A 21,912-nucleotide genomic window follows, 5' to 3' on the forward strand; every position below is an offset into this window, starting at 1 on the left:
TCAACCCCCGCGACGTGCAATGCCTGATCTACAGTCCGTCACCGGAGCCCGGAAGACAAGCGATTCTTGAACTACCACCGACAACCGGACTCCATCGCCCCGATTTCCCCCGTTTTGTCCAGACTTTTGAACCCACAAAGGGCAATCGGTGAGATCTCAAACGCTTTACTTCACACCGCGAAGACGGCGACGCCGTGACCCGAGAGACGAACACTCTCCGCTACCAATTCCACAGAACCGAACGACATGACCTCGTACGCCGGTACGCCGTCCAGCGGAATCTCCGCCGTTTGAGCCGTCAGGTTGGCCACCACCCGCAAAGCTCCGCGGCGGACCACCAGCCATGACTCGGTGGCGTCCACGCCCACCGAGTCGAGCCGGTCGTTGCGCAGGTCCTCGCTCCGGGCCCGCAAAGCGAGCAGGTCGCGGTACCAGCGCAGCAGTTCGCGATGGGGTGGCTCGTCGACCTCGGTCCAGTCCAGCACCGAACTCCGCCAGGTCTCCGGATCCTGCGGATCGGGGATCTCCTCCGCGTCCCACCCGTGCGCCGCGAACTCCTGCCGACGCCCGTTCCGCACAGCCTCGGCCAGCTCGGGCTCCTCATGGTCGGTGAAGTACCGCCACGGCGTAGAGGCCCCCCACTCCTCGCCCATGAACAACATCGGCGTGTACGGCGAAGTGAGCACCAGCGCGGCACCGATCGCCAACTGCCCCGGGGTGAGCGCGGGCCGGTCGCCGAGCGCGCGGTTGCCGACCTGGTCGTGGTTGGAGGTGTAGGCGAGGAACGCCGAGCCGCGATGGCGGGCCGGATCCACCGGCCGGCCCCAGTCCTTGCCGCGGAAGGTGGAGTACGAGCCGTCGTGCAGGAACACCTGGGTGAGCGTCTTCGCCAGCACCTCCGGCTCGCCGAAGTCCACGTAGTACCCGGCTCGCTCGCCGGTCAGCAGAGTGTGCAAGGCATGGTGGAAGTCGTCACTCCACTGGGCGGTCATCCCGAGGCCGCCCTCGGCGACGGGCTCGACCATGCGCGGGTCGTTGAGGTCGGACTCCGCCACCAGCCCGAGCGGGCGGCCCAGCTCCTCGGCCAGCGCGGCCGTCTCCGTCGACAGCTGTGCGAGGAGATGGGTCGGGCTGTCGTCGGCCAGCGCATGTACTGCGTCCAGTCGCAGCGCGTCGATGTGGAACTCCCGGAACCAGCGCAGCGCGTTGTCGCAGATCCACCGGCGTACTTCGTGACTGCCGTCGTCGTCGAGGTTGACCGCCGGACCCCACGGGGTGCTGTGCCGACTGGTGAAGTAGGGGCCGAACGAGTCAAGGTAGTTGCCGCTCGGCCCGAGGTGGTTGTAGACCACGTCAAGGCAGACGGCCAGCCCGACCGCATGGCACTGGTCGACGAAGCGCTGCAACGCCTCGGGGCCGCCGTACGGCTCGTGGACGGCGTAGAGGTCCACGCCGTCGTACCCCCAGCCGTGCTTGCCCGGGAAGGCGGCGACCGGCATCAGGGAGACCACGTCGACGCCGAGCGCGACCAGGTAGTCCAGGTGGCCGGCAGCGGCATCCAGCGTCCCCTCCGGAGTGAAGGTGCCCAGGTGCAGCTCGTAGAAGACAGCGCCGCGCACATCCCGGCCGGCCCAGTCAGCGTCACTCCAGGCGAAGCGACCCGAGTCGAACACCCTGCTGAAGCCGTGTACGCCGTCCGGTTGCCAGGGACTCCGGGGGTCGGGCATCGGGTTACTGCCGTCGACGGAGAACGCGTAGTCGGTCCCGTGCCCACCCTCGGCCTGGACGGACCACCAGCCGCCTTCAGTTGGCGACATCGGCACCGGGCCGCTCGAGAGCACCAAGTCGACCCTTGTAGCGACCGGTGCCCAGACGGTGAAGGTGTACAAGTCAGCTCCTTGCCAGCAACGCCACCGGAAGCTCGGCCAGCAGCTCGTGGATCCGAGCCGCTCCACTACCCACCGGGCGGCCGGTCAACACGTCCTGCCACTCCCCATCAGGCAGTACGACGGTGCTGTCGCCCCACCCGCCCAGGCGATGGAGGGCCACCGGCAGCCGGGTCGCGATCGTCACAGCGGCGTCTCCGCGAGCAAACGCGACAGCGTGCCCACTGGAGGTCGGCAGCGGCTTGTAGCTCCCCGCGAAGGCTTCTGCTTCCTGCCTGCGAAGACGCAGGGCTCGCGACGTCACCAGCAGCTTCTCGTCCGCCAGCCCGTCCGGGCGAGCGCCGTTGTCGAGCCGGGCCAGTCGCGCAACCCGCTGTCCGTAGTCCACCGGCCTGCGGTTGTCCGGGTCGACCAGTGACAGGTCGACCAGCTCGGTGCCCTGGTAGACGTCCGGGACGCCCGGCATCGTGAGCTGCACCAGCTTCTGCCCGAGGGTGGCCGCCCGGACGTACTCGGCCTGCCCGTCAGCGAACCGGCGTACGGAATCGAGCACGGCCTGGTCGTTCAGGACGCCGGTCGCGAAGGCGGCGACGGACTCCTCGTACTCCGTGTCCGGCGACGTCCAGCTGGTCCGGCGCTTCGCCTCCCGGATCGCCTTCTGCAGATAGGCCTGCAAGCGGTCCTCGGCCAGCGGACCGTTGTCCCAGGTGCCGAACAACGTCTGCCAGAGCAGGTACTCCGTGCTGCCGTCGAGCCCGGGGTCGCGGTAGTCGGCCGACATCGACCGCCACGAGCGCACCGCCTCGATCCAGGCCGCCGGCTGCTCCGAGAGGACGGCCAGCCGGGCCCGCACGTCCTCGGACCGCTTGGTGTCGTGCGTGGACAGCGTCGTCATCGTCCGCGGCCAATGCTGGTTCAACCGGCCCGCGAAGGCGTGGAACTCCTCCGGGGAGACCCCGAAGTGCGCCGGGTCCCCGCCGACCTCGTTCAGCGACGAGAGCCGGAACCAGCGGTAGAACGCCGTGTCTTCGACGCCCTTGGCCATCACCGGCCCGCAGGTCTGCTGGAACCGGACGATCAGCTCGTGCCTGGCGTCCTCGTCGATCCTGCTCGCCGTACCGGCTTCCCGGCCGAGCAGCAGGTCGCGGACCAGTTCGAGCGTGTCCTGCTGCTCGTCGTCCAGGTTGCGCCGGGCAAGCTCGACCGCGTGCTCCATCGCCTGTACTGCGGTGTGCGGGGGTTGCTCCCCCGGTACGACGTACGCCCGGTACCGGTCGAAGTTCACCAGCAGCTCGACGACCACTTCGTGGAAGGCCCGCCGGGTGTGGTCGCGCAGGCGGACGTCGTCCTGGCAGATCTTGGCCAGCAGCTCCACCAGGCGATGCACTTCGGCGTACTGGCCGTGCTGGACCACTTCGCGCTTGGCCTGCTCGACGACAGGCGCGAAATCGGCCGGCTCGCCGGTCAGCTCCGAGTGGAACGCGGCCAGCGGCGCCGCGCCCGCAGGGTCCACGAACAGCCCGCCGACTCGCAGCAGCGCGTCGTACCCGGTCGTGCCGGCGCAGGGCCAGTCACCGGGCAGGTCCTCGTCGCCTTCGAGGATCTTTTCCACCACGACCCACGCGCCGCCCGTACGCTCGGCCAGCCGGCGCAGGTAGCCGCGGGGATCGGCCAGGCCGTCCGGATGGTCGATGCGGAAGCCGTGCAGCTTCCCCTCGTGCAGCAACTCGAACAGCAGCTCGTGCGTGGCTTCGAAGACCTCGCGGTTCTCCACCCGGACAGCGGCGAGGGTGTCGACGTCGAAGAAGCGTCGGTAGTTCAGCTCCTCGTCGGCGACCCGCCAATGCGCCAGGCGGTACCACTGCTCGGTGACGAGCTCGGCGATCGGGAGAGTCTCGGTGCCGGGTCGCAGCGGGTACTCGTGGTCGTAGTACCGCAGTACGTCGCCGTCGACGGACAGCTCACCGTCCGCGAGCACCTTGCCGATGCGCTGCCCCAGCACGGCCATCAACAGCGGCTGGTTCCCAGCACCCCAGTCGACGTCGAACCACTCCGCGTACGGCGAGGTCGGGCCGTCACGGAGTACGGACCACAGCGCGGTGTTCAGCCGAGCAGGTGTCGGCACCGCGACATGATTCGGTACTACGTCCGCGATCGCGCCCATCCGATGGTCGGCCAGCGCAGCGGACAGCCGGTCAAAGGCCTCTCTGCCACCGGCCGGCTCCGACAACCGGGAGTGGTCCACCACGTCGTACCCGTGGGTGGAGCCGGGTGCGGCCTGCAGGATCGGGGACAGGTACGCGTGCGAGATCCCGAGGCTGTGCAGGTAGCTGACCACCTCTGCCGCGTCGTCGAACCCGAAGTCGCCGTGCACCTGCAGCCGGTAGGTGGCCTGCGGATGACCGCGGTGAGAGATGGGCGGACCGTCAGGGGGCGAGGAAGGCGGGGGCACCGTCATGCAGTGCCCTGCCGCGGGCGGGTCAAAACGAGCGTGCCGTGGGCCTCGATCCGGATCGTGGTGCCGGCGGCGTGCTCCTCCTCGTTGGCACGACCCGTCGGCCGGATCGTGTCGACGACCACCGTCCATGCCTCGCCGTACTCCTTGGCGGGCAGCAGGAACTCCTGTGCTTCGTGGTTGCTGTTCAGCAGGATCAGGAACGAGTCGTCCACCACCGGCTCGCCGCGCGGGTCCGGCTCGGAGATGGCGTCACCGTTGAGGAACACGGCGATGGCGCGGGCGTCGTCCCGGCTCCAGTCGCCGTCCTGCATCTCCTGACCGGCCGGGGTGAACCAGACCAGGTCGCCCAGCCCGTCGACACCCGTGTCGCCGTGGAAGAAGCGCCGGCGCCGCAGGACCGGGTGCTCGTTGCGCAGCCGGACCAGATTGCCGGTGAACTCCAGCAGGTCCTTCTGCTCTTCGTCGAGATCCCAGTTCACCCAGGCGAGCTCGTTGTCCTGGCAGTAGACGTTGTTGTTGCCCTGCTGGGTCCGGCCGAGCTCGTCGCCGTGGGCGATCATCGGGACGCCTTGCGAGATCAGCAACGTGGTGAGGAAGTTGCGCTGCTGCTTGGCGCGCAGCTTCCGCACCGTATCGTCGTCGGTCTCGCCCTCGACGCCGCAGTTCCAGGAGCGGTTGTGGCTCTCGCCGTCGTTGCCGCCCTCGCCGTTCGCCTCGTTGTGCTTCTCGTTGTACGAGACCAGGTCGCGCAGCGTGAAGCCGTCGTGCGCGGTGACGAAGTTGATGCTCGCCAGCGGGCGGCGGCTGTCGTCCTGGTAGAGATCGGACGAGCCGGTGAGCCGGGAGGCGAATTCGGCCAGCGTGTACCGCTCGCCGCGCCAGAAGTCGCGCACGGTATCGCGGTACTTGCCGTTCCATTCCGTCCACAGCGGCGGGAAGTTGCCCACCTGGTAGCCGCCGTCACCGACGTCCCACGGCTCGGCGATCAGCTTCACCTGACTCACCACCGGGTCCTGCTGGACCAGATCGAAGAACGCCGAGAGCCGGTCCACTTCGTGGAACTGCCGGGCCAGCGTGGCCGCCAGATCGAACCGGAACCCGTCGACGTGCATCTCGGTGACCCAGTAGCGCAGCGAGTCCATGATCAGCTGCAGCACGTGCGGGTGCCGCATCAGCAGGCTGTTCCCGGTGCCGGTGGTGTCGTAGTAGTGCGACTTGTCGGAGTCCACCAGCCGGTAGTACGCCGCGTTGTCGATGCCCTTGAACGACAGCGTCGGGCCCATCTCGTTGCCCTCGGCGGTGTGGTTGTAGACCACGTCGAGGATCACCTCGATGTCCGCCTCGTGCAGCGCCTGGACCATCGTCTTGAACTCAGTGACCTGCTGGCCGCGCGTGCCGTTGGAGGAGTAGGCGTTGTGCGGGGCGAAGAAGCCGATCGTGTTGTAGCCCCAGTAGTTGGACAGACCCTGCTCCTGCAGGTGGCCGTCCTGGGCGAACTGGTGCACCGGCATCAACTCGATCGCCGTCACCCCGAGGTCCTTGAGGTGGTCGATGATCGCGGGATGCGCCATCCCGGCGTACGTGCCGCGGATCTCCTCCGGGAGACCGGGGTGGGTCTTGGTCAGGCCCTTCACATGGGCCTCGTAGATCACGGTCTGGTGGTAGTCGTGGCCCGGCGGCCGGTCGTTGCCCCAGTCGAAGAACGGGTTGGTGACCACGGACAACATGGTGTGCCCGCGGTTGTCCATCGTGTTCAGCTCGTCCGGCTTGGCGAACCGGTAGCTGAACAGCGACTCGTCGGCGTCGACCTGACCGTCGATGGCCTTCGCATACGGGTCGAGCAGCAGCTTCGACGGGTTGCAGCGGTGCCCTTCGGCCGGGTTGTACGGCCCGTGCACCCGGTAGCCGTAGCGCTGGCCCGGCTGGACCGAGGGCAGGTAGGCATGCCAGACGAAGCCGTCCACCTCGGTCAGCTGAACCAGTTGCTCCGAGCCGTCATCGGCGATCAGCGCCAGGTCAACTTGTTCGGCAACCTCCGAGAACAGCGCGAAGTTCGTACCGGAGCCGTCGTACGTGGCTCCGAGGGGATAGGGACGACCAGGCCATTTCTGCACCCGACGAAGGTACCCATCCCTATCCCCAGCCGAAGAATCGTGGTGCGAATTCGTTCCGATTGTTCACTTCGGCGGCCGGGCCGTCCACGGAGTGGACAGCCCGGCGGGCGACTCAGTCGTTACAGGCGACCGGGTCGTCGAAGTGCCCCGGTGTGCCCGGGTACGCGCTTCCCGTGCCGTGCCCGTGGTCGGTGTTGTAGGTCAGGGCCAGCTCCCGGTACGCCGACGTACCGGAGGTGGTCACGTCGGTGGCCGCGCGGCCGGCGCCCGTGCCCCAGGCCAGCGACTGCAGGAAGTTCTGCATGGCCGGCGAGTGCTGCCGGACATCGTTGAACCCTCCGTACGCCGGGTTGCAGTGCGTGTACAGGTTGTAGGCGCCGTTCCAGTCGAGCAGCCGGTCACCCGGGTTCGGGCCGTTCTCGGCGACGTCGGCCTGCATGACGTCGCGGTCCCAGCCGCCGTAGATCCAGTCCGTGCCCTGGTGATGCTGGTTGTTCGCCAGGGTCGCCGGGTCGGCCGTGTCGTCGGCCTTACCGGTCAGCTGGAACCACACACACGGATCGATCGTGACGCCGGCCGTGGTGACCGGCCAGTTACCCGGCGCACAGTTGCCCGGGTAGGCACCACGCGGATTGAAGTCGAGGATGTCCGAACCGAGCACGTCCTGCTTGGCCGGATCGGACTCGCCCACGCCGCCGAAGGTGTGGTCGACGAACCGGTCGTTCGTCCCCCGCGACTCCGGCTTGAAGACGCCACCGACCAGACAGTCCGGAGTTGCCGCGTCCAGGACCGGGTCGCAGCCCTTGCCGCCCCAGAGCACGTCCTCGCCGTCGTCGCCGTAGACCTGGTCGCCGCCGCTCTCGCCGTTGGCGAGGTCGTCGCGTACCCGGCGTGGATGTTGTCGGCCCCCGGGCCGCCCCGGAGTGTGTCCCGGCCACCCTCGGTGATCCCGTCGTGCGGCATCTCCGCGGCGGTCGAGGCGCCGATCCACTGGTCACCGTCGACATCGTGCTCGAGGTCGGCCCGCCGGTCGTAGAGCCCGCGCCGGAACCCGGTGAAGGTCTCGGCCGGTGGCGAGTTCGTCGAGATCGAGAACTGCGCCGGGCTGTCGCCGGTGTCGAGGTACTGGTTCACCACGCCGCCGCGGTCGCCGAGGATCGCGTCCTCGCCGCCCTCGCCGGACACGCTGTCGTCACCGAGCTCGCCGTACAGGTCGTCGTCGTCCTGGCCGCCGAGGATGGTGTCGTTGCCGTCCTGGCCCCAGATGCCGTCGTCGCCGGCCTGCCCGTAGAGGGTGTCGTTGCCGAACGCACCGGCCACCTCACAGGTCGCCTGCGCCTCGGTGCAGAACCGGGTACTCGGATCGCCGAGATCCGGGTCGTGGGTGCGGGCGACGGTCGCCCCGGCCGGCGGAGTGCCGTTCGGGTACCGATCCGCGTAGACCCGCTCGGACTGCGCACCAGCCGCACCGGTCACCGTCCGGATCAACGAGCCGTTGTCACCCAGTACGACGTCGTCGGCGCCGTTGGCCTCGATCGTGTCACCGGTGTCCCGGAAGCCCTTGGCCGAGCTGCCGCCGATCAGGTCGTCCTGGCCGTCCGGGCCGGTCGCGCCTTCGAGCAGCGCGGCCGCGCTCGGCGACCCGGGCCAGCCCGGGTCGGCCAGCGGGGTGATCGTGGTCAGGGGCGAGTCGGCCGTCAGCGAGAGGTCGCCTCGCAGTACGTCCGCTCCGCCGTTGCCCTCGAGGTAGTCGGCGCCTGCTCCGCCGGAGACGAAGTCGGCACCGTCCTGACCCCAGATCGTGTCCACTCCCTCGCCGCCGGACAGCCGGTCAGCGCCGAACCTGTCGGCCGGCCCGGCCACGAGCTTGTTCGCGCCCAGGTCGTACCGGTCGACGATCCGGGTCGCCATCGACGTTCCGGCCTGGCTGCCGAGCCGGACAGTCGCCCTGGTCGGTGTCTGGCCCGCGGACGGTCGCCGTACCTGACCGTTGTCGCCGGCCACCACGTCGTCGCCCGGGCCACCGAAGATCGCGTCGGCGGTGTCGGGCTGACCGGCTGTGGCGTCGCCGGTCCCGGACAACACAGTTGAGCTACCGCCGACCAGGTCGTCGTCGGCCAGGTCGCCCTCGACCCAGTCGCTTGCCTGACCGCCCTCGACGTAGTCGTCGTCTCCGTCGCCCTTGGCACGGTCCTCGCCGCCTTGGCCGTAGAGCACGTCCTTGCCGTCGCCACCTGACATCTGGTCGTTGCCGGAAGTGTTCGCCGCCGGGGTCGGACCGAGGTCGAGCAGCGTCACCGTATGACCGGCCGCGAACCCGCGCTGCCTCGTCACCGGCGTGGTCGCCGCCGGATCGGTGGTCAGCCCGAGCACCGCGTTGTCGCCGGCGATCAGGTCAGGACCTGCGTCACCGAACAACACGTCACCGGTGTCTGGCCTGCCTACTCCCACGGTCGCCTGCTGGAACGAGCCACCCGCGATCGCGTCCTCACCATCGTTGCCATGGACAACGTCCGCGGCGTTGTTGCCTTCCAGATGGTCGTTGTCACCATCCCCGTTCACCTGATCGGACCCCAGCCCGCCGTACGCCGTGTCGTCGCCGTCGCCACCGTGGATGCGGTCACCCGCGCCGGCTGCCGCGGTCGCACCGTCGAGGTCGAACGGGATCGCGTCCGCGTCGGCCGTGCTCGCCGGGTCGTCCACCGTGCCGTTGTCACCGATCAACCGGTCGTTGCCGGTGTCGCCGTACAGGTCGTCCTCGCCGTTATCGGTCCGGCCTGCGGCCCGGGTACCGCCGTAGACCAGGTCGTTCCCTGCCCCGCCGGTGATCCAGTCCTTGCCGTTGTTGCCCTCGACAACATCCGCCTCGGTGCCGCCGTAGGCCACGTCGTCGCCGGAGTTGCCGAACACCTGGTCGAGCCCGGCATCGCCGTACAGGACGTCGGTCTCGCTGCCACCCCAGAGCCGATCGGCGTCACCGCCGCCCCGCAGGGTGTCCTTGCCCTGCTGGCCGCAGGCAAGGTCGTTGCCTCCGGCAAGCTCAGCGAGGTCGTCCGCGCCACCCGCCGAGACGGTGTCGACGCCGGCGCCACCGAGGATGCGGTCGTTGCCGTCCCCGGTTCCGGCAGAGGTGCTCCCCGCCACCGGATCGGAGGTGACCGGCGTACCCGCCGCGCACTTCTCGCCGTCGATCCGCTGGTCACCGAACATCGTCGCCGGACCGTCGCCACCCACGAGGTGGTCGTTGCCCAGTCCACCGACCAGCGTCTTCGCGTTCGACGGTACGCCGGCCGGCAGCGGCTGCTTGTCGACCGAGCGCAACGGACCGAAGTTGACTCCGCCGACCACGTCGGACCCTGCCACCGGACCGACCGCGGCCGGTTCGGCGATCACGTAGTCGTCACCTGGTCCGCCGTACACCGCGTCCGTGCCGTATCCGCCGGTCAGGACGTCGTTGCGGCCGCCACCGCGGATCGTCGCGCCCTGGTCGCCCAGTGAGTGACTGGTGACGGTCTCGATCCCGTTGCTGCCCCAGACCTGGTCGTTGCCGGTGCCCGTGTCCACGGTGTTGGTCGCGACACTCGCGTCGGCAGCGACATCGTCCGGACCCGCTTCGTCGACGCCGAACTCATTCTCGGCGGCGGTGAAGATCCGGTCGGCGTTGGAACCGCCGGTGATCCGGTCGTTCCCGTTGTCACCGACGATCGTGTCGACGCCGGCCTTCAGCGTCCCGTCCGGCTGGTCCGCGGCGACCCCGATCTTGTCGTCACCTGCGTTGCCCCGGGCCTTGTTGGCGCCGAGCCCGAGCCCGATCGTGTCGTCGCCCGGGGTGGGTCCTTCGGCCTGCGTGGTCGGATCCGCGATCGACTCCCAGTCGAACACCGAGGTCAGATCCGCGGTGCCGTTCCCGTCCTGGGCGTTGTGCTTGACCTGACGGTTCTTGCGGGCCGAGCCGAGCGAGGCGTCACCGGCCACCAGGTCGTCGCCGTTGCCGACGGTGATGGTGTCCTTGCCCGGTCCGCCGGCGACGGTTGCCTTCGACGCGGCCCCACCGGTGTCGCCGGTGACGATGATGTCGTCACCGCCGCGACCGTCGACGTACGAGAGTCCACGACCGGTGGTGATCACGTCGGCCTGGGTGCCGCCGATCACCACGGCGTCCTTGTCGTAGACAGCCGGGGTCTTGCCGGCGTTGTCGTCGGTGGTCTTCTTGCCGTCACCGATGAAGGTGATGTTCATCGGCTTGGCGTAGCCCTCGCCGTCGACCACCACCCGCTTGAGGTTCGGATCGAGGTACTCGCGGCGCTCGCCGAGCATCTCCACCGCGAAGCCGTCGAAGTCGCCGTTGGTTCCGGCCGCGTCACCGGGCTTCTGTGCGTAGTGCAGCGAGACGACCTTGACGGTGTCCTTCTCCACCGAGGCGGCGTCGTTGCCCCAGGGCGCGCCGCGCTGGGCGTCCTTGCCGTACTTGCCGGCGTACACGACCACGGTGTCACCGACGGTGCCGCCGAGTTTCGGTGGTGGCGGTTCACAGTCCGGTTTCACCGAGAAGTCGAGCAGGGTCACGTCGGCCAGCGTGAAGCTGAACGACACCGAGAAGATGCTGACTCCGATGGTGATGTAGACCCGCAGGAACAGCGACAGCCGACCGCTGACCGTGAACAGGCACAGTGGGTTGTTCAGCGCGGCGTGCAGGAACTCGCTGACCCGGAACTTGCCGTCGTCGTTCGGGTCGTTCCAGTAGAACCCGATGGTGAGCCGCAACCCGCCTTCGATGCCGACCGTGATGATCACCGCGCTGACCGCCGCTCCGGCCGCGATCTCACCGGTCAACTGGACCACCGGGATCGGCGTACCGGCGTCGTCGACGGTCTTGAAGAACAGACCGTCCAGTACGTCGACGGCGTCGACCGGGGCGCCGTTCTGGGCTGCCTCGACCGCCTTGCGGATGCCGTACGTGTCCAGGCCGGCGGCGATCCGCAGGCTGACCGACGCCGAGCCGGCCAGCGTGACGAACACCGGCGGCGGCGCGTACACCGGGCCGAAGGCCTGCCGCCAGCTGAACCCGAGCGTGAGCGGACCGGAGTCGAACTCGACCAGCGTGACGTCGCCACCCATCAGCAGGTTGAACGCCTTCGCCGGCTGCTCGAGGATCGGGAACGTGAAGCCGGACTTCTCGGCGTCACCCTCGGCCGGCGCCAGCCCGGTACCACCGAAGATCGGGTTGTCACCCGCCGCCGGGTTCTCGTTCTTGCTGTTGAGGTTGCTCTTCACCTCGGTGCCGGACTTCGCGTTCACCGTCTTGTACATCTTGTCCGCGGTGGTCGGCGAGTTGCTGGTGTCGAGCGCCTTGTCACCGGCGATCTCGAAGTCGCCGAGTGGTACGTAACAGTCGTTGTCCGCATCCGGACTGCAGGTTGGCAGCCGGTTGATGAACTCGATCACCGACTTGATCGTGTCGACGAAGTCGAGCTTCGGTCCGCCGGCCAGCGTGTTGAACGACTTGGCCAGCGTCATCAAGGTGACGTCGTCCCCGCCGGCCATCCGGCTCAGGTCGGACAGCACCGGGATCGGCGCGTAGAGGGTGTCCATCACCGGCTGCAGCGGCCCGGTGACCCGCTTCATCTCCTTGACCACGTCCCCGAGCAGGCCCTCGAAGAAGCTGCCCGCGCTGATTCCCACATCCTTGAAGGCGATGTACGGCGCTCCCGCGGCCTGTGGCGCCTGGTTGTCGAAGGCCCACTTGAGCTGGAAGTTGGCCCGGACACCTGGGAAGGCGGAGTCCACCTGCGCCTCGACGATCCAGTCGAGGGTGAAGGCACCGGTCAGCGAGATCCCGAACAGGTCGCCGGCGTTGCCGAGATCGGCGAACTTGAGCTTCGCGTTCTCGTTCGGCGTACAGGCCGCTTCGTCGCCCTTGAAGCAGCTCGCGTCGCCGGGAGCCTTCAGATCGAGCTGGAAAGCGCCCGCGAACAAGGGCTTGGAAGCGTCGTGGCCGGCGCCGGTTGCCTTGTCCACGTTGATCTTGATGAACGCGAGCTCGGCGACCATGGTGTCCGGCAGGTCGAACGCCAGCCCGACCTGCAGTTCGGCCATCGCCTTGTGGTCCGGCCCCCAGCCGTCATGGGTGTTGACGAAGAAGCCGTCGGCCTTGGTCAGCCCGAGCTTGAAGTGCAGCGCGAAACCGGCGTCGGCGGTGATGCCGTCCGTCCCGTCCTTGCCCTGCCGCAGAGCCAGACCCGGAATGCCGATGTCGAGCGGCAGGTTGGTGTGGAAGCAGGGCTTGGCGGCACCGGTGTTCTCGCAGCCGTTGGCCGAACTCACCTTGCCGCGCTGGGCGGTGAACTCGAGGAAGACGCCGGCGATGTCGTTGATACCGCAGACCTCGAGATCCGGCTCGACGGTCGCCGCCGTGTAGTCGGCGGCCGTGTCGGCACCCTTGTCGTCGTAGACCAGGGCGTTGCCGACCTTCTTGACCAGCTTGAAAGCGGAGTCGCCAGGAGCCTTACGCAGTACCTTGTAGCCGGTCGCGTTCGGCACCGAGGCCCAGGTCACGTGGTTGAAGTTCGTGCCGTCCAACGTGGTGGCACCCTTGGCGGTCTGACCTGGATCGCTGGGCACCGTGTCATCCGTTGTGCCGTCGCCGGTGCCTTGATAGGCGACGATCTTGTACTCGTACGTCGCGGTGCCGACGTCGGCCGGATTCTCCTTGACCGTCGGCGCGGCAGCCTTCGCCAGAGTCGCGGTGCAGTCGAAGTCCACCTTCACCTCGGTCGCGGCGATCTTCACCTCGGCCAGCGCGGCCGCCAGCTTCGTGTTGATGAAGTCCTTGAACTCCTTCGAGTTCGCCGGCCGGCCGCCACCGGGCAGCTCGTTCCAGATCGAGCTGCGCAGCTTCGTCCGCAGGTCACCGATGAAGTCGGCGCCCTGCTGCAGGTCGTCGCCGACCAACGGCAGCTTGCCCTGGAAGCTCGCGGTCCGGAACGCCTGCTCGACGGCCGTCAGGTAGCCCTCCAGCCCGTCGCCGAAGTTCTTGAAGTCGAGCAGCGCGTCGGTCAGCCGCTGACCGAGATCGGCCGGGAGTTCGAGCTCCTTCTTGGCCGCGTCGGGCGCGGGCAGGTTGTCGTCGAGATCGGCCAGGTCGGCCGGGCTCGTCGAGTCCGGCACCCGCAGGGCGATCTGCCCGATCGGCACCCAGCCGTTGTCGGCGCCGGAGTTGTTGAGGTAGATCGGCAGGCTGCCGCAGACCATCAACGGCGTATCGAGGGTCTCACCGCAGCTGACCGTGCCGTTGGTGGCGTTGAAGTTCACTCCGACGGCGCCGATGAAGTCGCTGAAGGAGACGGGGGTGTCCGCGGCCGCGCCGGACTTGGCCAGCGCGATACTCAGATCGGCCTTCGCCTGCGCCTTCTCGGCAGCCGGCGCCCCCGCGGTCGGGTTGCCCAGGGCAATCGACAGCGGCCCGACAACGCCTTGTACTACGCCGTTCTCGAGCGTCGCCTTGGCTCCGACGCTGATCGAGGAGTCCTCCAGCACCTTCAGCGCCGCGCCGTCGGCGGGACCGGCTCCGGGCGCCAGCGGGATGACCAGGCCGACCTTGATCCGGCCGTTCACGTCCACCTGCGCGAGACCGGTCGCCTGCGCGCCGGCGAAGGTCTGGTCGCTGCCGTTGAGGTTGCCCAGCGACAGCTTGATCGGCGCGGCCGCCCGGTAGTCGCGCTTCCAGTCCACATCGAGGACCAGGTTCGGCTTGCCGTCCTTCTCCAGGTAGCGGAACTTCACGCTGTCGGTGCCGAGCGCGCCGTTCAGCAGCTTGACCGCGTCCTGGATGTTGTCCGGGGTGTTCGCGAGCAACTGGTCGACGACGTCGTCCAGCGCCGAGCGCATCATGTACGCCGTACCGGGGGCGGGCGCGGATTCCCACGCCTTGGTCAGTGTCAGGGTCTTGCCGTCCGGCGAGACCGCCTGGATGATGCCGACCTGCGTGCCCACCACGATCGACCGGCCGACCAGCGCCTGGGTGAACAGGTTGCCGTCGGCACGGGTCGTGTCGACGACGGTGTTCGCGCCGTAGCTGACCCCGGTGCCGGCGTTCGACTCATCACTGACCAGGAGGTCACGCAACGACTTGCCGAGGCCGGGGATGTCCTTGTCGAAGACGCCGCCACCGGCGCTCGGGTTGGATTCCGCGAGCTGCTTCGACAGGGTCTGCAGGGTTTTGATCAGCGCTGTGAACAGGGCCTTCGGATCGTTCGCATCGAAGTCGAGCTGGAAGATCTCGGAGAGGTCGCTCGTGTCCAGCGAGACCGTCCCCGGGTCGGTGAGGTCACCCCACTTGGCCGTGAACTTCGTCGACGCGCCCGCCGGAAGGAACTGCGCCGCGTCGGGAACGGCCACCGTCAGGTCGCCGTACGCGCGCACGTTCGCGTCGATGTCGAGCAGGTTCTGCGGAGCGTCCACCAGTTGCTTGAACAGCTCGGACAGCCGCAGGTCGTGCTGCGCGTCGCCCTGCTGCTTCAGTCCGACGGAGAGCATGTGGCTCGACGGCGTACCGGCCGCGCAGGTGTCGCCGAGTTCTGAGTTGCAGACCTTCAACTGGCCGGTCAGGTGCACCTTGAAGAAACCGGCGTTCGCGGTCAGGTCGACCGCAGTGTCGATCGGGAAGTCGGCCGCGAACAACGAGCCACCTGTGCGGATCATCACCCGGTCGGTATTCAGCGGCAGCGCCGGTACGACGATGTCGAGCGGGCCGTTGTGCTGGGTGAACGGGCAGGCCTGGGTGCTACCGAGGAACCCGTTGCAGGCTGCCCCGGTCTTCGGGTCCTGCAGGTCGAGCACGAGCGTCACCGACGCCGTGAACGACGGCTTCACCTTCGCGAACGTCTGGTCGGCGTTGGCGTTGAGGATGCCGTGCCCGCCGGAGTCGATCCGGTCGGCGAAGGTGACCGCACCGACGTGCGGCTCCGCACCCGCAATCACGTACGGCGAGTTGGCGGCCGGCTGGCCACCAGCCCAGTCGGCCTTCAGCGTGATCGTGCTGGCGTCGTTACTCGCCACCTCACCGGCCGACGTACCGGCGACGACCCGCCGGCCGATCCACTGGTTCGGCGCCCAGCCGGCACCCGCGACAGTCAACGTCTTCGCGCCGTAGGACGCCGTCGGCCCGGATGCCTCGACACTGACCGGATCGAGGTCCACCGGCGCGTTCGGAGCGGCCTTAGTCATGCTCAGCGTCAGCGCGAGCTTGCTCGTCGCCACGTCCCAGACCAGGTTGCCGAGTGAGATGTCCGAAGCGTCGTCGAGCTTCTTCAGCAGGTCCTGCAGCGAGGTGAAGGTCGGCTTCCCTGCCTGGGCAGGATCGGTGATGCCGGGCTGGAACCCGGGTTGCCCGGGACCGGGCACCGTGTTCGCGGCCAGGAACGACTTGAGTACTTCGTTGACCTGGATCGCGTCGGCCAGACTGCCCTTCATGAACGGCAGGTTCAGGTCGCCGATCGTCGGCAACGGGCCACCCTGATCCGGGTCGTACTTCGCCTTCTGGATCGCGGTCAGCGTCGCCACGACCTGGGCGAGCCCTTCGGCGAGATCCTGCAGGCTCATGTTCTGGAAGCGGCCGACGGTCGCGGCCAGATCAGGTGCGGAGACCACCGGCGTACCGGTGCCGATGTCGTTCCAGTCGACCTGCACGGTGGCGCTGATGTCGCTTGGCAGCGCGGCCGGGATGCCGGCCGCGGCCGCGCCGAGCTGGAAGGTCGCGTGCACCGAACCGCGCGAACCGGCGTCGGTGGCGTCGATCGGCTGCGAGCCCTCAGGGTCGAGACCGACGGTGACCAGGCCGTCGAGCGAACCCGGCTGGGCCAGCTCGCCGTTGCCGCTGAAGAAGAGCTTGCCGTCGTTGTCCGGGTCGCTCACCGTGCCGACGAAGTGCGCGTCGAGGTCGAGCGAGGAGCCGGTCAGGGAGACCCCGAGGATGCCGATGGCGGCCTTCGCGGTCGCGTTGTCGATCCCGGCGTGCGTGTCGACGTCGAGCCGCGGCGTCGTGGCGGAGTGCACCAGGTAGACCTTGTCGTCGCCGGTGCCGGTCCAGACCACGCTGAGCGCGAACCGCGATTTCAGGCTGACAGTGACACCGTCCGAGACGGCCAGCTCGACCTTCGGCGACGCGCTGGTCAGGCGCAGGTCCTGACCGGTGACGGACTTGTCGACGGTGACGACGATGTCGAGCTTCTTACCCGCGCCGAGATCACTCACCGTGGTCTTGAGATGGCCGCTGCGGCCGCCGTCGATCGTGATGGCCTTGTCGACCGCGAGGTCACCGAAGTCGGTGGCGGACTGCAACTCGTCCGTGACGGCCTTCTTGAACAGGTCGTTCAGCCCGAGCAGGCCGCCGGGACTCGCGCCGACCAGCGGCAACGGTTCCTTCAGCTTGTCGACCGCGGGCAGCCCCGAGGTCCAGGCCGCCAGGCTGTCCGGTGCGCCGCCGACGCCCAGCAAGCCGAGCAGATCGTCCACCCCGTCGTCGGCCGCGCGGGCCGGCTGGGTCGTGTGGACGAGCATGCCGACCAGCAGACTGATGGCGACAGCAACTGAAACAAGACGCGACGATGCCAAGCGCAACAGACCCATCAGAGCCCACCCCCGCGGCACCAGGCCCGCGCGTCCCCCACGGTCGCGCGATGGGCGACCCCCCGCCGCTGCTGGAAAGATAGGCGACAGTGTGTAGTCATGGCAATACCTCAGGTGCGCTTCACTTCACGCACTGCCTGACCCAGCAGTAAGCCGGTAGGATCCCGCGTTTGTGAAGTTGCCCTCCGCCGGTAGTCCGGTATTCGTCGACTCGACCGGGCGTCGTCAGCGCAGGATTCGCCGTACCGGAGCGTGGCTGGCGGTCCCGGCCGCCGGGTACGTCGTCCTGCTGGTCAGCAGTCTGCTGGGCGGCCCGCGGGTCGACACACCTTTGATCCCGTTGCCCGAAGCCGGGAAACATCAGCCGGAGACCCGGGTGACGCCCTCGGCTCCCAAGACGACGACCACGCCGAAGCCTGGCGAGACGACCCGGACGACAGAACCGACCACCACGCCGAGGTCCGCTGACCGTCCGACCTCCGCGGCCACCACCACGCAGCCGACCGCGACACCGTCGGTCACCGAACCGACGCCGACCAGCAGCACTCCCACCATCACTCCCGGGCCACCCACGACGACGCCCAGGCACGGTAAGCCGACAGCGCCGCCCGGACGCACCAAGTCGCCGTCCAAGCCGTGAGCCGCCGGGTCGCGCGCCGAGCCCGCCAGGTCCCGCTCCGGACCCATTGGCTGATCCTCACCGTCCTGCTCGTCTGCCTGTCCGGCGCGCTGCTCCTGAACGGCTACACCCATCACCTGTACGGCACGACTCCCGACGGCGCAACAGTCGCCGAGGGCCCGCACAACGCAGTACCGGCCGCCATTTCTGACGGTGGGCCGGTGATCGACGCCGGCAGCAAGGCCGTCCGGTCCGTGCGGCCGAAGGACCGGACGATCGCGATCACCTTCGACGACGGGCCGGATCCGGTCTGGACCCCGAAGGTGCTCGACCTGCTCCGGGCCCAGCACGTGCGGGCGACGTTCTTCGTCGTCGGCGCCGAGGTCGCGGCCCATCCGGAGCTCGCCCGGAGAATCGTTGCCGAGGGCCACCAAATCGGCGTGCACACCTTCACGCACGCGAATCTCAGCACGGTACCGGGCTGGCGTCGGTCGCTGGAGATGCGGCAGAGCCAGCTGATCCTGGCCGGCGCGACGGGAGTCAGTACGCCGTTGTTCCGGCCGCCGTACTCGTCCGAGCCCGATGCGCTGACCAACGCGGACTGGGCGTCGATCAAGCAGGCCCGCGACTCGGGGTACCTGACCGTGCTGACCACGCAGGACAGCGAGGACTGGCGCCGGCCCGGCACAGCCAAGGTGATCGCGAACGCGACCCCACGCGGCACCGCCGGTCAGGTCCTGCTGATGCACGACGCGGGCGGCGACCGCAGCCAGACCCTGGCCGCGTTGCAGAAGCTGATCCCGACCCTGAAGGCTCGCGGTTTCAAGTTCGCCACCGTCAGCGACGCCGTCGGCCTGCCGCAGCCGGTCCACTCCGCGAGCCGGATCGAGCGCGGCCGCGGACTGGCCGTGATCGAGGCGATGCGGTTGAGCGACGACGCGCTCACCGTGATCACCTGGCTGCTGTACGCCGCAGGCGGGTTGAGCGTGCTGCGGGCGCTCACCACCGTGGTCGCCGCCCGGCGCCACGCGCGCGAGCGGTACTGGTCCTGGGGCGATCCCGTGACGGAACCGGTCACCGTCATCGTGCCCGCCTACAACGAGAGCGCGGGGATCGAGGCCGCCGTCCGGTCGCTGGTCGCCTCCGACCATCCGGTCGAAGTGATCGTGGTCGACGACGGTTCGTCGGACGGTACGGCGGACCTGGTCGAGTCGCTCGGCCTCCCAGGCGTACGGGTCATCCGGCAGGCGAACGCGGGGAAGCCGGCTGCGCTGAACACCGGCTTGCAGGCCGCGTCGTACGAGCTCGTGGTGATGGTGGACGGCGACACGGTCTTCGAGCCCGACGCGGTCCGGATGCTGGTGCAACCGTTCGCCGATCCGTCGGTGGGCGCGGTGTCCGGCAACGCGAAGGTGGCCAACCGCAGCGGTCTGCTGGGCCGATGGCAGCACATCGAGTACGTCGTCGGCTTCAACCTCGACCGGCGGCTGTTCGACCTGGCCGAGTGCATGCCGACCGTGCCGGGTGCTGTCGGTGGGTTCCGGCGCAGCGCGCTCGAGCGGATCGGCGGCCTGAGCGACGTCACTCTCGCCGAGGACACCGACCTCACGATGGCGCTGTGCCGAGACGGCTGGCGAGTGGTCTACGAGGAGCGCGCACGGGCCTGGACGGAAGCACCGGCCTCGCTGGGTGCTCTGTGGCGACAGCGGTACCGCTGGTGCTACGGCACTCTGCAGGCGATGTGGAAGCACCGCGGCGCGTGGGTGCAGAGCGGCCAGGCCGGCAAGCTCGGTCGCCGCGGGCTGACCTACCTACTGCTCTTCCAGGTCCTGCTGCCGCTGCTGGCCCCGGTGGTCGACGTGTTCGCCGTCTACGGACTCGTCTTCCTCGATCCGGTCCGCGTCGGCCTGATCTGGGCGGGCTTCCTGGCGCTGCAGTTCGCCATGGGGGTCTACGCGTTCCGGCTGGACGGCGAGAGGTACGGACCGCTGTGGAGCCTGCCGCTCCAGCAGTTCGTCTACCGGCAACTCATGTACCTCGTCGTCATCCAGTCGGTCTTCACCGCGTTGGCAGGCTCGCGGCTTCGCTGGCAGCGGATGGAGCGCTACGGCAGCCTCGGCGTTCCACCGAGGTCTGCCGGCGCTACTCCTTGATCCTGCTCAGCTTGATCCTGCTCAGCTGACGGTGACGGTCTTCGTCGCGCTGACTGTCGTGGCGTGGTCGGCGTCGGCCGTCCAGACTGCCCGGTAGTTGAAGCTGCCGCGCGCGCCCGGCTTGATGCTGAACGCGTAGTTGCCGGTCGTGTTCAGCTTGGTCGTCCCGACCGTCGGCCAGGTCGTGCCGCTCTGCCGCTGCAGGTACACGGTCGTGCCGGGGTGCTGCGGGCGCAGGTACCCATAGAACGACGTAGTTGCGCCGAGCTTGATCGCTGCTGAAGTGACGTAGGCAGTGATCGTCGGACGGACCTCCACGGTGTAGTAGGCACTCCTAGAGCCCAAGAGCGTCGAGGAGCCGTTGTAACCCCACACGTAGACCGTCGACACGGTCGGCTTCACCACCGCACTGACCGAACCGGTGGAGCTGGACGTGGTCGTGACGACTGCGGCGAAGGTGGTGCCGTTCTTCGGCCGGGCGTACAGGGTCATCGGTACGCCGGCTACGCCCGCCTTCGTGTCCACCCTGGTCACGCGGCTGTAGAGGGTCGCCGACGAGGTGTACGGGATCGACGAGGAACTGGAGGCAACGGTCGAGCTGGTTCCGGTCAGCCGCAGATCGATCCCGGGCCCGAACTTCCCGGTGCTGTCCTTCACCCAGGCCCGAAAAGCCTGGCTGGTGGCATTGCCCAGACCGGTGGCCGTCGCAGAAGCAGCAGTGCCTGCGTAGACCGCGGTACCGACGTTCGGCAGCGGAGGCGGCGTCGTACCGACATTGCGGCGTACGACGACCTGCCCGAGCGTCGTACCAGCCGGCACAGTCCACCGAAGAGTCGCAGACCCCGCAGCACCAGTACCGGTAAAGCTGGAGAGAGCCAGCGGCGGCGCAGTGAGATCGACAACGTTGGTGTCGACGTTGATCTTCACACCGCCGTAGGTCTCGTCATGCCCGCCCACGTATTGGTGAACCCGCTGATGGTTGGCCCAGTACGTCGCCGGGATGGACTTGTCGGACGTGTCATTGACGGGCGGGGTGCTGTAGCGAGCGAACCAGAGGTTGTCCGGGCGCGTGTAAGCCGTGCTGTTGTAGGCGCTTGCCAGGTCAACTGCACCTGACGCAGCGCTGACGTAGGCACCGGCGACGTAACCGCGACTGTTGAGTTCGGTGGTCCAGCCACTCAGGTACGACAGCACGGCAGCCTTGCACGCCGCAGTCGACGTGTAGCCCTCGATGTCGGAGTAGATCGCGCTGCGCTGCGCAAAGCCGAGTGCCGCCGCGCTGGTGATGGCGTTGGTGGCGGCGGTGCGTCCCTCGGCACGCGCAGTGGCCGGATCAGCGGACATCTTGCTCCGGTAGTTGCTGCAGGGCGCCTGCTTACCGAGGTCGACCAGCAGGAACTGCCACCTGGCCTGGTTGGCAGTCACCCAGGCCGGAGTGAGGTTCGCCTGACCGCAGGCACGCAGGTCACCACTGATGTAGATGCCAATGGCCTTGTACGGCGAGCTGTCCCAGGCGTTCATCGCGGTCTGGCTCGGCGCCGAGCACGCGTCGAAGGCCTGGCCGTTCAGGGTGCCGGTGGCGACGACCGAAGGCGTTGCCGCCTGAGCTTTCGGCTGCGCGATCCCTGCGGACTTCGACGTCACTCGGCCGGTGCTGAGGACGTTGCGGGCGGCCTGCTCGCCGCCAGGCGCGTAGTACGCGGTGACCAGTACGCCGGCGTCCGGCGCTGCTACCTGCAGCTCGCCGTCGGTGGAGCGCGCGGCCTTATTGAGAGGTGCGAGCACGATTCCTTCACTGCGGCCGACCAGGTGCGCCGGGCAACTGGCTTGCGCGGTACTGCTGCCCAGATAGACCGCCGGGCGGTCGTACCGCACGCAGGCGGTCGGGTCCTTCGTCAGGTCGACCACCGGCCAACTGGCCGGCACGGTGACCTGGTATCCGTGGTACGAGACGGTCTGGTCGCTGACCCCCTGAGCAGGGGTCACCCCAGCCGCCAGAACCACAACAGGCAAAGCGAATTTCCACAACCTCACAACGAAGCTCCTCACAGCGGCT

Annotated in this window: 7 protein-coding genes and 2 pseudogenes; 1 reads left to right on the forward strand and 8 read right to left on the reverse strand. The window is 68.4% G+C overall.

Translation table 11 applies throughout. The annotated features are described in order from the left end of the window. Nucleotides 1–170: 170 nt before the first annotated feature. The 7 genes and pseudogenes from treZ to DIZ26_RS37620 form a co-directional block, all read right to left on the reverse strand. Nucleotides 171–1,889, reverse strand: coding sequence for a malto-oligosyltrehalose trehalohydrolase (treZ, locus tag DIZ26_RS31045; protein ID WP_112247998.1), 1,719 nt, complete (start codon nucleotides 1,887–1,889; stop codon nucleotides 171–173). 1 nt (nucleotide 1,890) lies between these two features. Further along, entirely contained in the window at nucleotides 1,891–4,344 is a 2,454-nt protein-coding gene (gene treY / locus DIZ26_RS31050; RefSeq protein ID WP_112248000.1) for a malto-oligosyltrehalose synthase, read from the reverse strand. Beyond that, on the reverse strand, nucleotides 4,341–6,458 hold the full coding sequence (gene glgX, locus DIZ26_RS31055; protein ID WP_112248002.1) for a glycogen debranching protein GlgX: 2,118 nt from the start codon (nucleotides 6,456–6,458) through the stop codon (nucleotides 4,341–4,343). Before glgX ends, treY begins: the two co-directional genes overlap by 4 nt. Before the next feature lie 112 nt (nucleotides 6,459–6,570). Then, a complete protein-coding gene (locus DIZ26_RS38450; protein WP_232828722.1) occupies nucleotides 6,571–7,011 on the reverse strand; it encodes a hypothetical protein in 441 nt (146 codons plus the stop codon). A 282-nt stretch (nucleotides 7,012–7,293) separates the two neighbouring features. Beyond that, nucleotides 7,294–7,449 (reverse strand): annotated as a pseudogene (locus DIZ26_RS38925) (hypothetical protein); the annotation flags it as partial. Nucleotides 7,450–7,730: 281 nt separating this feature from the next. Then, nucleotides 7,731–17,084: pseudogene (locus tag DIZ26_RS31060) on the reverse strand (calcium-binding protein); the annotation flags it as partial. Between the two features lie 360 nt (nucleotides 17,085–17,444). Beyond that, nucleotides 17,445–17,639 carry a hypothetical protein gene (locus DIZ26_RS37620; protein WP_157979863.1) on the reverse strand — a complete coding sequence of 65 codons (195 nt, stop codon included), beginning with the start codon at nucleotides 17,637–17,639 and terminating at the stop codon, nucleotides 17,445–17,447. Nucleotides 17,640–17,720: 81 nt separating this feature from the next. On the opposite strand from DIZ26_RS37620, the gene DIZ26_RS31070 reads away from it, so the two are divergent. Next, entirely contained in the window at nucleotides 17,721–19,856 is a 2,136-nt protein-coding gene (locus DIZ26_RS31070) for a bifunctional polysaccharide deacetylase/glycosyltransferase family 2 protein (protein WP_232828724.1), read from the forward strand. Nucleotides 19,857–19,877: 21 nt separating this feature from the next. Here the strand turns inward: DIZ26_RS31070 and DIZ26_RS31075 are convergent, their stop codons facing one another. Further along, on the reverse strand, nucleotides 19,878–21,890 hold the full coding sequence (locus DIZ26_RS31075; RefSeq protein WP_112248006.1) for a DUF1906 domain-containing protein: 2,013 nt from the start codon (nucleotides 21,888–21,890) through the stop codon (nucleotides 19,878–19,880). Nucleotides 21,891–21,912: the final 22 nt, after the last annotated feature.

The organism is Kribbella monticola, assembly GCF_003261635.1.
GTDB classification, from domain to species: domain Bacteria; phylum Actinomycetota; class Actinomycetes; order Propionibacteriales; family Kribbellaceae; genus Kribbella; species Kribbella monticola.

Excerpts from the sequence above, each read along its gene's own strand:
- treY (WP_112248000.1), bottom strand. The coding sequence starts at position 4,344 with ATGACGGTGCCCCCGCCTTCCTCGCCCCCTGACGGTCCGCCCATCTCT.
- DIZ26_RS37620 (WP_157979863.1), bottom strand. The coding sequence starts at position 17,639 with ATGGTGGGAGTGCTGCTGGTCGGCGTCGGTTCGGTGACCGACGGTGTC.